Source organism: Nocardia aurantia, assembly GCF_009604425.1.
GTDB lineage: Bacteria > Actinomycetota > Actinomycetes > Mycobacteriales > Mycobacteriaceae > Nocardia > Nocardia aurantia.
Window position 1 is genome coordinate 57,839 of the sequence record NZ_WEGI01000001.1, and the last position, 15,284, is coordinate 73,122.

13 protein-coding genes are annotated in these 15,284 nt (G+C 69.3%); 8 read left to right on the forward strand and 5 right to left on the reverse strand.

The features are described from left to right. Positions 1 to 63 precede the first annotated feature (63 nt). The 4 genes from NRB56_RS00290 to NRB56_RS00305 all read left to right on the forward strand — a co-directional run bounded on the left by NRB56_RS00290 (position 64) and on the right by NRB56_RS00305 (position 4,994). Positions 64 to 426: a histone-like nucleoid-structuring protein Lsr2 gene (locus tag NRB56_RS00290; RefSeq protein WP_153338494.1), complete on the forward strand. Its 363-nt coding sequence runs from the start codon at positions 64 to 66 to the stop codon at positions 424 to 426. A 196-nt stretch (positions 427 to 622) separates the two neighbouring features. Then, positions 623 to 1,246, forward strand: coding sequence for an FHA domain-containing protein (locus tag NRB56_RS00295; RefSeq protein ID WP_406603416.1), 624 nt, complete (start codon positions 623 to 625; stop codon positions 1,244 to 1,246). A 293-nt stretch (positions 1,247 to 1,539) separates the two neighbouring features. Next, positions 1,540 to 4,080 carry an ATP-dependent Clp protease ATP-binding subunit gene (locus tag NRB56_RS00300; RefSeq protein WP_153338495.1) on the forward strand — a complete coding sequence of 847 codons (2,541 nt, stop codon included), beginning with the start codon at positions 1,540 to 1,542 and terminating at the stop codon, positions 4,078 to 4,080. Between the two features lie 107 nt (positions 4,081 to 4,187). Further along, the gene (locus NRB56_RS00305; RefSeq protein WP_319942355.1) at positions 4,188 to 4,994 is read left to right on the forward strand and encodes a phytanoyl-CoA dioxygenase family protein; all 807 of its coding nucleotides are present in this window, start codon (positions 4,188 to 4,190) and stop codon (positions 4,992 to 4,994) included. Between the two features lie 200 nt (positions 4,995 to 5,194). Here the strand turns inward: NRB56_RS00305 and NRB56_RS00310 are convergent, their stop codons facing one another. Beyond that, positions 5,195 to 6,004, reverse strand: a complete 810-nt coding sequence (locus tag NRB56_RS00310) for an LLM class flavin-dependent oxidoreductase (protein WP_153338496.1) — start codon at positions 6,002 to 6,004, stop codon at positions 5,195 to 5,197. 175 nt (positions 6,005 to 6,179) lie between these two features. Between NRB56_RS00310 and NRB56_RS00315 the strand changes: the two genes are divergently transcribed. After that, positions 6,180 to 8,882 (forward strand): discoidin domain-containing protein, encoded by a 2,703-nt coding sequence (locus NRB56_RS00315; protein ID WP_227837033.1) that lies wholly within the window; start codon positions 6,180 to 6,182, stop codon positions 8,880 to 8,882. Positions 8,883 to 8,907: 25 nt separating this feature from the next. Here NRB56_RS00315 and mhuD read toward each other — a convergent pair whose 3' ends face one another. Beyond that, positions 8,908 to 9,222 carry a mycobilin-forming heme oxygenase MhuD gene (gene mhuD / locus NRB56_RS00320; protein WP_153338497.1) on the reverse strand — a complete coding sequence of 105 codons (315 nt, stop codon included), beginning with the start codon at positions 9,220 to 9,222 and terminating at the stop codon, positions 8,908 to 8,910. Positions 9,223 to 9,424: 202 nt separating this feature from the next. Between mhuD and NRB56_RS00325 the strand changes: the two genes are divergently transcribed. The 3 genes from NRB56_RS00325 to NRB56_RS00335 all read left to right on the forward strand — a co-directional run bounded on the left by NRB56_RS00325 (position 9,425) and on the right by NRB56_RS00335 (position 12,418). Further along, the gene (locus NRB56_RS00325; protein ID WP_153338498.1) at positions 9,425 to 10,165 is read left to right on the forward strand and encodes an alpha/beta fold hydrolase; all 741 of its coding nucleotides are present in this window, start codon (positions 9,425 to 9,427) and stop codon (positions 10,163 to 10,165) included. Positions 10,166 to 10,244: 79 nt separating this feature from the next. Beyond that, positions 10,245 to 11,429, forward strand: coding sequence for an acyl-CoA dehydrogenase family protein (locus tag NRB56_RS00330; protein WP_153338499.1), 1,185 nt, complete (start codon positions 10,245 to 10,247; stop codon positions 11,427 to 11,429). Positions 11,430 to 11,593: 164 nt separating this feature from the next. Further along, positions 11,594 to 12,418: an enoyl-CoA hydratase/isomerase family protein gene (locus NRB56_RS00335; protein WP_153338500.1), complete on the forward strand. Its 825-nt coding sequence runs from the start codon at positions 11,594 to 11,596 to the stop codon at positions 12,416 to 12,418. 31 nt (positions 12,419 to 12,449) lie between these two features. Here the strand turns inward: NRB56_RS00335 and NRB56_RS00340 are convergent, their stop codons facing one another. The 3 genes from NRB56_RS00340 to cysS form a co-directional block, all read right to left on the reverse strand. Next, positions 12,450 to 12,752, reverse strand: a complete 303-nt coding sequence (locus NRB56_RS00340) for a DUF4190 domain-containing protein (protein ID WP_153338944.1) — start codon at positions 12,750 to 12,752, stop codon at positions 12,450 to 12,452. Positions 12,753 to 12,900: 148 nt separating this feature from the next. Next, positions 12,901 to 13,866: a 23S rRNA (guanosine(2251)-2'-O)-methyltransferase RlmB gene (gene rlmB / locus NRB56_RS00345; RefSeq protein ID WP_153338501.1), complete on the reverse strand. Its 966-nt coding sequence runs from the start codon at positions 13,864 to 13,866 to the stop codon at positions 12,901 to 12,903. Next, a complete protein-coding gene (gene cysS / locus NRB56_RS00350; protein WP_319942356.1) occupies positions 13,867 to 15,264 on the reverse strand; it encodes a cysteine--tRNA ligase in 1,398 nt (465 codons plus the stop codon). It lies immediately after the preceding gene. Between the last annotated feature and the right edge of the window lie 20 nt (positions 15,265 to 15,284).

Sequence of the window (15,284 nt, forward strand, 5' to 3'; positions counted from 1 at the left end):
ATTCTCAACTCGGGTATCGGCCCCGGTTAGCGGGTCGCACGATTTCGAGAGGACGTTCATCTCATGGCAAAGAAGGTCACCGTTAGCCTGATCGACGATGTCGACGGTGAGTCCATCGCGGACGAGACCGTCGAGTTCGCGATCGACGGTGTGTCGTACGAGATCGACCTGTCCGCGGCAAATGCGGCAAAGCTTCGCGACGGGCTGGAGGAGTGGGTGTCCAACGCGCGCCGGGTCAGCGGCCGGCGTCGCAGCAAGCCGGCCGGCACCGGCACCGGAGCGCCCAAGAGCCGGGTGTCGATGGATCGCGAACAGAGCGCCGCAATTCGCGAATGGGCGCGCCGTAAGGGACACAAGGTCTCCGCGCGCGGCCGTATCTCGGCGGACATTACCGAGGCTTACAACAAGGAGGTCGGCCGCAGCTAGCGGCTTTCCGCCGCTACCGCCCGGAGGAATCGTGGTGACCCGGGCGGTGGCGGTAATTTCATTCCCTTTCCGCATAACCGGGGCATGTGTCCTCCGGTCGCACAAGGGGTGCGATCTTGCTCGGCGTGGGGTCGCGCGGCACCATGGAAACCGTGCGCACACGTCGCTGGGTCGGGCAGCCTGAGGTAACGCTGTAGTGACCGCCTTCCATGGATCATTCCTCCGATTCACCGACGACACGGGCAGGCCGCAGGAACTGGTGCTCTCTCCGGATCGGCAGCGCCTGACCATCGGGCGCTCCCCGCAGGCCGACGTCACGCTGTCCTGGGACGCCGAGGTCTCCCGGTTGCACGCGGCGATCGAATATCTGGGCGCGCACTGGACCATCGTCGACGACGGTCTGTCCCGCAACGGCACCTTCGTCAACGGCGAACGGCTGGTCGGCCGGCGCCGGCTGGTGGCCGGCGACCGGATCCGGGTCGGCACCTCGATGATGTCGTTCCACGATTTCAGCGGCGTGGTGGACGACGCGACCCGTACGTCCTCCGGCTCGTTGCCCACCCTGCGCTCGCTCACCGATACCCAGCGCGCGGTCCTGATCGCGCTGTGCCGCCCGTACAAGAACAACGCCGGGTTCGCGACCCCCGCCTCCAACCAGCAGATCGCCAGCGAGCTGTTCCTCAGCGTGGACGCCATCAAGACGCATCTGCGCGCATTGTTCGGCAAGTTCGGCGTCGAGGATCTGCCGCAGAATCAGAAGCGGGTCAAGCTGGCCGCTCTGGCGCTGCAGAGCGGCATCGTCTCCGAGCGGGACCTCTGAGACAGGCGGGTCCGTCCCGTACGGGCTGCTCGGAGCCGTCGGCGGACCGGATTGCGGGTGTTCGCTACGGGCATATCCGGGACGGAACGTTCGCTGTAGCAGTCACGTTATGACTGAAAGAGTCGCGTTGTCGCCGGTTCGCAATAGGGTGGACGGACGACGGCAGTGACCCCCGCCAACTAGAGTGGAGGCGGGGAGGTGCAACCCCAGGGCTTCATGGCAGGCTGGCGCCCACAACTCAATGGCATGTGGCGCCGGATGCCGTCGAAAGCGGAGCAGGAAGTGAGGGAGCGATGTTCGAGAGGTTCACCGACCGCGCGAGGCGGGTCGTTGTCCTGGCCCAAGAAGAGGCCAGGATGCTCAACCACAACTACATCGGCACCGAGCACATCCTGCTGGGCCTGATCCACGAGGGTGAAGGTGTCGCGGCGAAGTCCCTGGAGTCCCTGGGAATCTCGCTCGAGGGTGTGCGCAGCCAGGTGGAGGAGATCATCGGGCAGGGCCAGCAGGCGCCGTCCGGTCACATCCCCTTCACCCCGCGTGCCAAGAAGGTGCTGGAACTGAGCCTGCGGGAGGCCCTGCAGCTCGGTCACAACTACATCGGCACCGAGCACATTCTGCTCGGCCTGATCCGGGAGGGTGAGGGCGTCGCCGCCCAGGTGCTGGTCAAGCTCGGCGCCGACCTCAACCGGGTGCGTCAGCAGGTCATCCAGCTGCTGTCCGGGTACCAGGGCAAGGAGCCGGTCGAATCCGGCGCCCGCGGCGAGTCGGGCACCCCGTCCACCTCGCTGGTCCTCGACCAGTTCGGCCGCAACCTGACCCAGGCCGCCCTCGAGGGCAAACTCGACCCGGTCATCGGCCGCTCGAAAGAAATCGAGCGGGTCATGCAGGTGCTGTCCCGCCGCACCAAGAACAACCCGGTGCTGATCGGCGAGCCCGGTGTCGGCAAGACCGCCGTGGTCGAGGGCCTCGCACAGGCCATCGTCAACGGCGAGGTCCCCGAGACCCTGAAGGACAAGCAGCTCTACACCCTCGACCTGGGTTCCCTGGTCGCGGGCAGCCGCTACCGCGGTGATTTCGAGGAGCGCCTGAAGAAGGTGCTCAAGGAGATCAACACCCGCGGCGACATCATCCTGTTCATCGACGAGCTGCACACGCTGGTCGGTGCGGGCGCGGCCGAGGGCGCCATCGACGCGGCCTCGATCCTGAAGCCGAAGCTGGCCCGCGGTGAGCTGCAGACCATCGGCGCCACCACCCTCGACGAGTACCGCAAGTACATCGAGAAGGACGCCGCCCTGGAGCGCCGGTTCCAGCCGGTCCAGGTGGGCGAGCCGACCGTCGAGCACACCATCAACATCCTCAAGGGCCTGCGCGACCGGTACGAGGCGCATCACCGCGTCTCCATCACCGACTCCGCGCTGGTCGCGGCGGCCACCCTGGCCGACCGCTACATCAACGACCGCTTCCTGCCGGACAAGGCGATCGACCTGATCGACGAGGCCGGCGCCCGGATGCGCATCCGCCGCATGACCGCCCCGCCGGACCTGCGCGAATTCGACGACAAGATCGCCGAGGCGCGCCGAGAGAAGGAATCGGCGATCGACGCCCAGGACTTCGAGAAGGCCGCGCGGCTGCGCGACAAGGAGAAGCAGCTGGTCGCCAAGCGGGCCGAGCGGGAGAAGCAGTGGCGTTCCGGTGATCTGGACGTCGTGGCCGAGGTCGACGACGAGCAGATCGCGGAGGTGCTGGCCAACTGGACCGGCATCCCGGTGTTCAAGCTCACCGAGGAGGAGACCACCCGTCTGCTCCGCATGGAGGACGAGCTGCACAAGCGGATCATCGGCCAGGAGGATGCCGTCAAGGCCGTCTCCAAGGCGATCCGCCGCACCCGCGCCGGCCTGAAGGATCCGAAGCGCCCGTCCGGCTCGTTCATCTTCGCCGGTCCGTCCGGTGTCGGTAAGACCGAGCTGTCCAAGGCGCTGGCGAACTTCCTGTTCGGCGACGACGACGCGCTCATCCAGATCGACATGGGCGAGTTCCACGATCGCTTCACCGCCTCGCGGCTGTTCGGTGCCCCTCCGGGCTACGTCGGCTACGAGGAGGGCGGCCAGCTCACCGAGAAGGTGCGCCGCAAGCCGTTCTCGGTCGTGCTGTTCGACGAGATCGAGAAGGCCCACCAGGAGATCTACAACACCCTGTTGCAGGTCCTGGAGGACGGCCGCCTCACCGACGGCCAGGGTCGCACGGTCGACTTCAAGAACACCGTGCTGATCTTCACCTCGAACCTCGGCACCTCCGACATCTCGAAGGCGGTCGGCCTCGGCTTCGCGCAATCGAATGCCGAGGGCTCGAACTACGAGCGGATGAAGCTCAAGGTCAACGACGAGCTGAAGAAGCACTTCCGCCCCGAATTCCTCAACCGCATCGACGACGTGATCGTCTTCCACCAGCTGACCACGGGTCAGATCGTGCAGATGGTGGATCTGATGATCAACCGCGTCGCCACGCAGCTGCGGAACAAGGACATGGAGATCGATCTCACCCCGCAGGCCAAGGATCTGCTGGCCAAGCGCGGTTTCGACCCGGTGCTGGGCGCCCGCCCGCTGCGCCGGACCATCCAGCGCGAGATCGAGGATCAGCTGTCGGAGAAGATCCTCTTCGGCGAGATCGGCGCCGGCCAGGTGGTCTACGTCGACGTCGAGGGCTGGGACGGCGAAGGCTCCGGCGAGAACGCGAAGTTCACCTTCGCGGGCCGGCCCAAGGAGTCCAAGGTCGACTCCGCGGAGCCGGTGGCCGCCCTCGCCGGCGAAGGCGCCGCGGCCTCCGGAGAGTAAGTACTCCACCGAAAGCCCCGCTGTCTCCGGGTTCGCCCGGGGCGGCGGGGCTTTCGCCGTTTCCGGGTCCCGAAAATCACTGGCGGCGATCCACCGGAGGGCGCATCGTGCAGACGGCACCCGAGCGAAAGGCCGTCATGCTCACCGATTCCCAGATCGAGGCGTTCGTCACCGACGGATACGTCCGCGTCGAGCGCGCGTTCCCCCGCGCGGTCGCCGATGCCGGCCGGGAGATTCTCTGGCGGGCAACCGGTTTCGACCCGCACGAGCCGGCCACGTGGACGGTTCCCGTCGTCCGCCTGGCCGACCACGCCGAGGAGCCCTTCCGCCACGCCGTCACCGCACCCGCCCTGACCGAGGCCTTCGACCAGCTGGTCGGTCCGGGCCGCTGGATCCCCCGCAACAGCCTCGGCAGCTGGCCGATCCGATTTCCCAGCGCGGAATCCCCGGGCGACGACGGCTGGCACATCGACGCGAGCTTCCCCGGCAGCGGCGATCCCGGCGACTATTTCCGCTGGCGGATCACTGTGACCTCGACCGGCCGCGCCCTGCTGATGCTGTTCCTGTTCTCCGATGTCGGACCGGACGACGCACCGACCCGGATCCGGATCGGCTCGCATCTGCGCATGGCGAAAGCGCTGGAACCTCACGGTCTTCCGGGCGCGGAGATGATCGGCCTGCTCGACGACTACGCCGCCACCGCCGACCTGCCGGAAACCGCGGCCACCGGCGCCGCCGGCGACGTCTACCTCTGCCACCCCTTCCTCGTCCACGCTGCCCAGCCCCACCGCGGTCGTCGGCCGAAATTCATGGCTCAGCCCCCGCTGGGCCTGCGCGACCCGTGCGTCCTCGACCGCGCCGACGGCGCCTACACCCCGCTGGAACGCGCGATCCGGCTCGGTCTGGGCCGCTGAAGGCAAACCCACACTACTCGTGTCGGTCGGGTCGGACCGCTCTGTTCAGCCGACCGCGTCGCCCAGGACGACTCGACGGTGAACCACTGTGAGTGGCGGGCGGGCGGCCCCCGTGGTTCTCGAACGGCTCGGAGCTTCGCGCCGTGCCGGCGGGAGCCGGTGTGGCGAGCAGAGCACGAGTTCGGTCGGACGGGATCCGCTCAGCGCAGCCGGGCCAGCGCCGGCGCGAACAGGTCGACCAGTTCCGCGGGCACGATCACCTCGTCGATGCCGAACTTGTCCCGGCGACCGGTCAGGATGTCCGCGATCGCGGCCGGATCCTCGGGCAGGACGGCGATCGACCCGGCCTCCCGGAGATCGGCCGCGTTCAGCCCCTGGGCGGCTACGAAGGCGTTGAGCCGATCGCCGATCCCGGCGATCTGGAGGCTGAGCGCGACCGGGCCCAACTCGGCGGGCCGGTCGGCGGCACTGTCCCCGACGTGGGCGACGAGGCTGTTCAGATCCTCCTCGGTGGCCTGCGGTCCGGTCGCCAGCAGGATCCGGTCGGCCGCCGTCGCCGCGGCCGCCAGCATCTTCGGCCCGCCCGCGGCGATGACGATCGGCGGCGCGGGATCCACCTCCGCGCGGACCGAAGCCGCCGTGGCGAGCAACCGCGTTCGCCGCTCCGCCGTCGACCCGGCCGCCCGGCCGAGTTTCCGCAACTGGGTGTCGGTATCCGGTCGGCCGACGCCCAGCCCGAGTTCGAACCGCCCGTCGGAAAGCAGTTGCAGTGCGGCGGTTTCGCGCACGGTCTCCGGCGCGAGCCGCAGCGGATCGGCGAGCACGTTCGGCCGCAGCCGCAGCTCGGTGGTGACCGCCGCCGCGGCCGCCAGCGCCGGGAACGGCGACAACGTGTAGACAGTGTCGGGCAGCAGCAGGGTGTGGTAACCGTCCTGTTCGGCGGTACGCGCGGTCCGCAGCCATTCCGCCGCGGATCCCGGAACGGACATGAGGCCGAATCGCAGGGCCATGATGAAACCTCCTCGCACAGTGGCTTTCCCGATTTACGACCGGCATACCGGACATCGCATTCCCGCTCCCGGCGTGCTGTCCGAATACCGCCGGGCCGCCGTGGCCGGGCCATTCGGCCTGTGTCCGGCGATGTCGTGCCGAGGCGGTGACCTGCGGTTGTGCGATGCTGGTCCGATGGCGTCGACGGCGCGGCCGGGGATTCCGGGCCAGCGGTTGCTGGCAGGTCTCGTCGCGTCGACGGTCATGATCGTCATCGTCGCCCTCGGGGGCTGCGGTGTTCGGGCGGATCGGACCACGGCGACCCCGTGCCCGGGTGATCCGCTGTCGGGCCTGCCGGAGTGGGCGCCGGCGTCCACCTCGTTCGCCGCGCCTTACGACCAGCATCCGTTCGTCGGTAACGGATATCTGGGTTTGCGGGTACCGCCTGCCGGGATGGGGTACCTCGAGACCGGGGAACGCTCGGGGTGGCCGCTGTACACGCCGCGATACGACGGCGCTTTCGCAGCCGGACTGTACAGCCGTGATCCGGAGGTGGCGGCTGGCCGTTCGGCGATCGCGGCGCTACCGAACTGGTCCACGCTGCTGGTCGGTGTCGGCGACGAAACCTACCGGCCCACAACGCCGCCCGAGCAGGTGCGCCGTTTCCGGCAGACCCTGTACTGGCGCTGCGGGCTGGTCCGCACCGAGCTGACCTGGCACACCGGAGCCGGGCAGGAGGTGGATCTGGTCTACGAGGTGCTGGCGAATCGGTCCGATCCGCACACCGCCGCAGTGCATCTCACCATCGTGCCGCATTTCACCGGAGCGCTGTCGGTCACCGGCCTGATCGACCCGGACGGTGCGCGCCGATTGCGGCACACGGCGGTCCGCGGCCGGGGGGATGACCCGATGGATGTCGAATTCCACACCACGACAACCGATGTCGCGGGCGATATAGCGAGCGTGCTGGAAGTGGACGACCGGCGCGTGCGCCGGCAGGAGACCGCACAGCGGGTGAACATCGATGTGACAAGCGGCAATTCGTACCGAGTGACGAAGTATGTCGGAGTCGATACCGCGCTCACCTCCGCCGATCCGGCCGGGGCCGCGACCGCCGCGGCCGGTCGCGTGGCGGCACTGGGCTGGCCGGAACTGCTGGATCGCCAGGCGGCCGCCTGGCGCGAGTTGTGGTCTTCGGACATAACGATTTCCGGTCGCCCGGATATGCAGCGCTGGGTGCGCGGCGCGGAGTACTCCCTGTATTCCGCGACGAATCCCGAACAGGACGACAGCATCTCGCCGACCGGGCTGAGCAGCGACAACTATGCCGGACTGATCTTCTGGGACGCCGACCTCTGGATGTTCCCGGCACTGCTGGAACTGGCGCCGCGGCTTGCCCGCTCGATCGTCGAATACCGCTACAAGACGTTGCCCACCGCGCGCGAGAACGCCCGCCGCCTCGGCTATCCGGGCGCCTTCTATCCGTGGACCAGCGCGGCCACCGGCGATCTCTGGACCGACTGTCACAGTTGGTCGCCGCCGCACTGTCTCACCCAGGTCCACCTGCAGGGCGATATCGCGCTGGCGGTCTGGCAGTACTACCTGGCCACCGGCGATATGGAATATCTGCGCCGCCGGGCGTGGCCGATCCTGTCGAATATCGCCGAATTCTGGTCCGCGCGTGTGACTCCCGGCCCGGACGGCGGCTATTCGATCCGCGGCGTCGCCGGGCCGGACGAGTACAGCAACGGCGTCGACGACGGCGTCTACACGAATGCCGTTGCCGCCGAATCGCTCCGGTTCGCCACCCGGGCCGCGCAGCTGCTCGGCGCGGCGGCGCCGCCCGAGTGGGTGACGATCGCGAACCGGCTGCGCATCCCGTTCGACGCGCGGGCCCGGATCTTCGTGCAATACGACGGTTATGCCGGCAGCCGGATCAAACAGGCCGACGCGGTTCTGCTGCAATATCCGCTGCAGTGGCCGATGCCGGAGGAGGTCGCCCGCCGGACCCTCGACTACTACGCCGACCGGACCGACCCGGACGGTCCCGCCATGACCGATTCGGTGCACACCGTCGACGCCGCCGAGAACGGCGAGCCGGGGTGTGCGGTGAGCAGCTATCTGGACCGCTCGGCCCGGCCGTTCGTCCGGGAGCCGTTCGGGCAGTTCGCGGAGGCCCGCGGCGGCAAGGCCGGCCGGGCCGATCCGCTGGCGGGGGCGCCGGCGTTCGGCTTCGTCACCCTCGCGGGTGGATATCTCCAGGAATTCACCGACGGCCTGACCGGACTACGCCTGCGCGAGGATCGCATCCGCCTCGCCCCGCTGCTCCCGCGGTTGGTCGGCGACGGCGTGACCGTCAAGGGAATCCATTGGCGCGGAAGAATTTTCGATGTCGCCATCGGCCCGGCGCGCAGCACGGTCACGCTTCGATCGGGCGCGCCCACGACCGTGGAGACCCCCGACGGCCCGCGCCGGGTCGGACCCGGCGCACCCCTGGACCTGCCGACCCGCCGTCCGCAACTGGCGCCCACCGACGACGTGGCCCGGTGCAAACCGGTGACCGCGACCAGTGAGCAGCCCGGCCACTACGCGGAGGCGGCCGTCGACGGCACTCCGGCCATCGGCTGGCGTGCCGCGGACAGCGCGGCCGATTTCACCGTGGACCTGGGCGTGTCCACGCTCATCGACCGGATCGTCCCGCTCTGGTTCGATCCGGCCCCGGCCGCGCGATTCGAGGTGTCCCGCGACAACCACACCTGGACGTCCGTCACGCCCGGCGCCGACGGCGAACTGCCGGACCCGGTGACCGCTCGCTACGTCCGTGTGCGGGCGGACAGCGCCGACGCCGCGAACCCGCCCGGTCTCCGCGAGCTCCGGGTCCACACCCCGCCGCCGTGACGCGAACTCCCGCGAGCGGGCCGGTTCAGTTCGCCGGCTTACCCGAAACGTCCAGCACGACTTCGAATTCCAGCAACGACGCCCCGGTCGAGACCGGCTGGCGGGCCTGACCGGCGTGCGCCTCCTTGGCCGGTCCGTCCCGCCACGCGGCGAAGGCCTCCTCGGAATCCCACTGCGTCACAACGAAATAGCGGTTGTCCCCGGCGACCGGGCGGAGCAACTGGAAACCCAGGAATCCGGGCGAGTTCTCCACCGCGTGCGCGCGGTGCGCGAACCGCTTCTCGAGCTCCGGTCCGGCCCCTTCGGGAACCTCGATCGCATTGATCTTCACGACTGCCATAACCCAATTCTGGCCCGCCGCGCACGCGAGCCCATGCGCACCCCCGCTCCCGCCCTCCGGAACCGGTGGCGCGGCCGAGTCGGCGGCAACCTCGTCGCCGGATCCGAGCACGACGGCGGCTCCGGGTATCGCCGTCGGGGCCGGTCCGGGCGGCTACGCTCGGCCGAGTCGCAAGGTGGAGCGTGAGGAGGCGAACCGGTCGATGTTGCACGACGAGGGTGGCGAGGGTGTGCCGATCCTGCTGTTGCACGGCCTGATGGGCAGCGCCCGCACCTGGGACACCCAGCTGGACTGGTTGCGCGATTTCGGCCACCTCTACACCTTCGACGCCGCCGGGCACGGCCGCGCCGCGCCGCCGGAGCTGAGCACGGAGGCGTTCGTGGCCGATCTGGCCGCCGCTACCGCCGCCGTCCCGGGGGAGCTCACGGTGATCGGTCACTCCATGGGCGGACTGCACGGCTGGATGTTCGCCGCACAGCATCCGGATCGGGTGCGAGCGCTGGTGGTCGAGGACATGGCTCCCGATTTCCGGGGCCGCACGGCGAGCGACTGGGCGGCCATGGTGAATTCCTGGCCGCAACCGTTCCCGGACGCCGACGCGGTGCTGAACTATTTCGGCCCGGTCGCCGGTCGCTACTTCCTGAACTCGTTCACCGAGGGCTCGGACGGCTATCGCCTGCACGGCGCGGTCGCCACCTTCCGCGACATCTCCGAGGAGTGGGGCACTCGCGACTTCTGGGCGCAATGGGAAGCCGTCCGGGCTCCGGCGCTGCTGCTCGAGGGCGAATACACCATCACGCCACCGGGGCAGATGCGCGAGATGGCCCGCCGTCATCCGGCTGCCCGGCACGTGCTCGTGCCGGGCGCCGGCCATCTGGTCCACGACGACCGTCCCGCCGCCTACCGCGCCGAGGTGTCGCGTTTCCTCCGCGATCTCAATTGATGGCACCCGCCTTCACACCCCCGGAAGCGGACCGTATGCTCGGGCACACGCGCCCCTGAGTAGTTGAAGGTGACCACCGATGATCGACTTCGCGATTCCCGCCGAGCTGGCCGCCGAACGTGACCGGATCCGCCGGTTCGTCGTCGACAAGATCGTTCCCTACGAGCGCGACCCCCGGCTCACCTCGCACGGGCCCAACGACGACCTGCGGCAGGAACTGGTCGAGCTGGCGCGCGCGGAGAAGCTGCTGACCATCCAGGCCCCGGTCGAACTCGGCGGCGCGGGCCTGGGCGGGCGCAGCCTGACCCATGTCGAGCAGGCGGTGCTGTACGAGGCGGCGGGCTGGTCCACGCTCGGCCCGGTCGCGATGAACTGCGCCGCCCCCGACGAGGGCAACATGTTCCTGCTGTCGAAGGTGGCGAATCCGCAGCAGATCGATGAGCACCTGTCGCCGCTCATCGACGGCCGCCAGCGCTCGGTCTTCGCGATGACCGAACCCGGTGGCGCGGGCTCGGATCCGGGCCAGCTGTCCACGACCGCCACCTTCGACGGCGAACGGTTCACGGTGAACGGCCGGAAATGGCTGATCACCGGCGCCGACGGCGCGGTCAGCTGGATCATCATGGCCCGGCTCGCCGCGAATCCGCACCTCCCCGAGGGCCCGACCCTGTTCCTGACCGACGGCCGGCAGCCCGGCATCGTCATCGAGCGGACCATGAACACGATGGACCGCAACTATGTCGGCGGCCACGGCGTCGTCCGGTTCGACGACCTCACCCTGCCGAAGGAGGCGCTGCTCGGCGAGGCGGGGCAGGCGCTGCGCTACGCCCAGTTGCGGCTGGCCCCGGCCCGCCTGACCCACTGCATGCGCTGGCTCGGCGCGGCCGAGCGGGCCCAGCACATCGCCGTCGAGCACGCCCGCACCCGTACCGCCTTCGGCCGGCCGATCGGCGAGCACGAGGGGGTGTCGTTCCTGCTGGCGGACAACGAGGTCGCGTTGCATCAGTGCCGCCTCACCATCTGGCACGCCTGCTGGCTGATGGATCAGGGCGAGCGGGCGCGGCACGAGAGTTCGATGGCCAAGTCCTTCGTGTCCGAGGAGTTGTTCAAGGTCGCGGACCGGTGCGTGCAGGTGCTCGGCGGTATCGGCATCAGCGACGAGACGGTGGTCGAGATGATCTTCCGCGACATGCGGGCCTTCCGCCTCTACGACGGCCCGACCGAGGTGCACAAGTGGGCCATCGGCCGAAAGGTGCTCGGCTGACCTGAAGGCGGCCCGAATTCGTCATAATCGAACACCCGGTTGCGTCGGGGATCATGCGTGTGTTCTGCTCGGTGGCGGTGCCGCCGAGCAGAACAGGTCGGCGCGCCGTGAGCGGATTGTCGCCCGGCGTCGGCCCGGGCCTGTCACAGCTAGGAACGAGTCGCATGAGTTCGGAATTGCACGTCGATGTGTCCGCCGGAATCGCTGTGCTCACGCTCCACCGGCCGGCCCAGCAGAATGCCTTCACGCCGACGATGGCGACCGAACTCGGCACCGCGCTACGCCGCTGTGACACCGAGGACGCGATCCGGGTCGTGGTCGTCACCGGCACGCCGCCCGCTTTCTGCGCCGGCGCCGATCTGTCCAGCCGGGTCGGCGAGGTCAGCGCCACCATCGACCCGCCGCCGTGGCGGATCCGCAAGCCGGTGATCGCGGCGGTCAACGGTCACGCCGTCGGCATCGGGCTCGCGCTGGCCCTGCAGTGCGATCTGCGCTATATGGCTCGCGACGCCGTCTACGGGCTGAATCAGGTGCGCCGGGCGGCGCTGGCCGACGGCTACGCGCACTGGACGCTGCCGCGGCTGGTCGGCATGGCCAATGCCGCCGACATCATGCTCACCGGTCGTACCTTCGACGGCGACGAGGCGCTGGCGATGGGCCTGGCCAACGGTTGTCTCTCGGCGGGGGAGGTGCTGCCCACCGCGCTGGCCGTGGCGCACGACCTGGTCGGTGGATCGGCTCCGTTGCCGATGGCACTGTCGAAGCGGCTCATGTGGGAGGGCCTCGGCATGAGCCCGGAAGCGGTCGGCCGCATGGAGACCGAGCTGACCGCGTATGTCGCGGAGAGTGTCGACGGCGGCGAAGGCCTTGCGGCACTGCGGGATCGGCGTCAGCCGAAGTGGAGCGGCAGTGTCGCCGAGGAATGGCCGGCGACCGAATGGCCGGAGCCCGGCCTGTCCGGCGAACCCGAACCGCCCGGACTGGATTGAGCCGCAACCCGATCCGATGATTGCGCTCGGCTCAGGCGTTGCCGCCGAGCAGGATCAGCAGGAAGAGGATGGCCGTGATGACCATCAGCGCCGTGCCGACCACGCCGAGGATGTAACCCACCAGCACCTGCGACCGGCCGCCCAGACCGCCGTAGGACCGGTCGATCTGCGTCAGCGCCTGCTTGCCCATCACCCAGGCCACCGGCCCCAGTGCGCCGCAACACAACACGCTCAGCGCACCGAGGAGCAGTACCGTAGTCGCGTGCGGGTGCTCGACCGGCGCCCCGGGCGGTTCCTCGGGTAGCCCGCCGTAATAGGGCGACTCGTTCCACATGGCCACCCCATCGATTCTATGGGCGGGGAGCCGATTCTCGCCGAATCCGGTGCGGATCAGGCGAGTCGGTCGATCCCGGGCGCGGCGATGCCGGCCGCGTCATGGCGTGGCGGCGCCGGACATCTCGCGTACGGCGGCGCCGGTCACCTCAGGCGCGGCGGCGGCGCGCGATGTCGGCCAGCACCACTCCGGCGGCGACGGAGGCGTTCAGCGACTCCACCGGTCCGGCCATCGGGATGCTGAGAATGCTGTCGCAGGTCTCCCGGACCAGCCGCGACAGTCCCTTGCCCTCGGAGCCGACCACCACGACCGTCGGTGCGCTGCCGTCGAATTCGTCCAAGCTGGTGTCGCCACCGGCGTCCAGACCGACCACCTGCAGCCCGGCGGCGGCCCATTCCTTCAGCGTGCGAGTGAGATTCGTCGCGCGCGCGACCGGGAGCCGGGCCGCGGCGCCGGCGCTGGTGCGCCAGGCCACCGCGGTCACGCTGGCGCTGCGCCGCTGCGGGATGAGCACCCCGTGCCCGCCGAAGGCCGCCACCGATCGGATCACCGCGCCGAGGTTGCGCGGATCGGAGATGTTGTCCAGGGCCACCAGCAGTGGGGGAGTGCCGGAGCGCAAGGCGGATTCGAGCAGATCCTGCGGATGCTGATACCGGTACGGCGGCACCTGCAGTGCGAGACCCTGGTGTAAACCGTTGCTGCTCATGCGATCCAGGTCGCCGCGCGGCACCTCGAGAATCGAGATGCCCTCGTCCGCCGCGAGTTTCACCGATTCGGTGAGACGCTCGTCGTTCTCGGTGCCGACCGCCACGTACAGCGCCGTCGCCGGTACGCCCGCGCGCAGGCATTCGACGACCGGATTGCGGCCGAGGACCAGTTCGGGACCGTCCTCCTGCTTGCGGCCGGCCGGCCGGCCGGTCCGGGAGCCCGCCTGGGCGGCCTGCTTGGCGGCCGCCGCGGCCCGCTTCGAGGCGGGATGTTTCGGTCGCATGTGCGCGGGCGGGGTCGCGCCCCTGCCCTCCAGACCACGCCGGCGTTGGCCGCCGGAACCGACGGTCGCGCCCTTCTTGCCGGTCTTGCGGATCGCGCCCTTGCGCTGGGAGTTGCCTGCCATCTAGATCCCCTCCTGTTTGCCGAGTGCCCATTCCGGGCCGCTCGGGGTGTCGGTGACCTCGATGCCGGCCGCTTTCAGCCGATCTCGCACGGCATCGGCGGTGGCCCAGTCCTTGTCGGCGCGCGCCTGCTGCCGCCGCCGCAGTTCCGCCCGGATCAGTACATCCAGCGCGTCCAGCGCCACCGAGGAATCCGGCGGGGCGACCCAGTGCGGATCCAGCGGGTCGACGCCGAGAATGCCCAGCATGGCCCGGACCTGACCGGCCAGTTCCCGGGCGGTGTCGATGGCGCCGGAGCCGAGCGCGGTGTTGCCCTCGTGCACCACTCGATGAATCTCCGCCAGCGCCTTGGGAATTCCGAGGTTGTCGTCGAGCGCCTCGGCGAAGGCGTCGGTCCATTTGCCGACCGTGATCTCACCGCTGCGTTCCACCACACGCTGTACGAACGCCTCGAGCCGCTGATAGGTCGCGGCGGCATCGCGCAGCGCCTGATCCGAATACTCCAGCATGGAGCTGAAATGCGCGCTGCCGAGGTAGTACCGCAGTTCGACGGCCCGCACCTGCTTCAGCACATTGGGCACGGACAGCGTGTTGCCCAGCGATTTGGACATCTTCTCGCCGCCCAGGGTCACCCAGCCGTTGTGCAGCCAGTACCGGGCGAATCCGTCCCCGGCCGCACGCGACTGGGCGATCTCGTTCTCGTGGTGCGGGAACACCAGATCCATACCGCCGCAATGGATGTCGAATTCGGCGCCGAGATAGAACTCGGCCATCGCGGAGCATTCCAGATGCCAGCCGGGCCGGCCCGGACCCCAGGGCGAGGGCCAGGTGGGCTCGCCGGGTTTCGCGGCCTTCCAGAGCGTGAAGTCGCGCGGGTCGCGCTTTCCTCTCCCCGCGCTCTCGCCCTGATGCACATCCTCGAGCCGATGTCCGGACAGCGAACCGTATTCCGGGTAGCTGCGGACGTCGAAGTAGACGTTGCCCTCGGACGCGTACGCGTGACCACGCTCGATCAACCGTTCCATCAGGTCGACCATCTGCGTGATGTGGCCGGTGGCACGGGGTTCCACCGAGGGCGGCAGCACGCCGAGCGCGTCGTAGGCGCGGTCGAAGGCGCGCTCGTGGGTCGCGGCCCACTCCCACCAGGGGCGGTCGTTGGCGGCGGCCTTGGTCAGAATCTTGTCGTCGATATCGGTGACGTTGCGGACGAAGGCCACGTCGTAGCCGTTGGCGGCGAGCCAGCGCCGGAGCACGTCGAACGCGACTCCGCTGCGGACATGGCCGATATGGGGTTCGCCCTGCACGGTGGCGCCACACAGGTACACCGAAACGTGGCCGGGGACCAGGGGCGCGAAATCGCGCAGGGTCCGCGTCTCGGTGTCGAACAGGCGCAGAGTCACGACAGGCCATCCTACTGTGA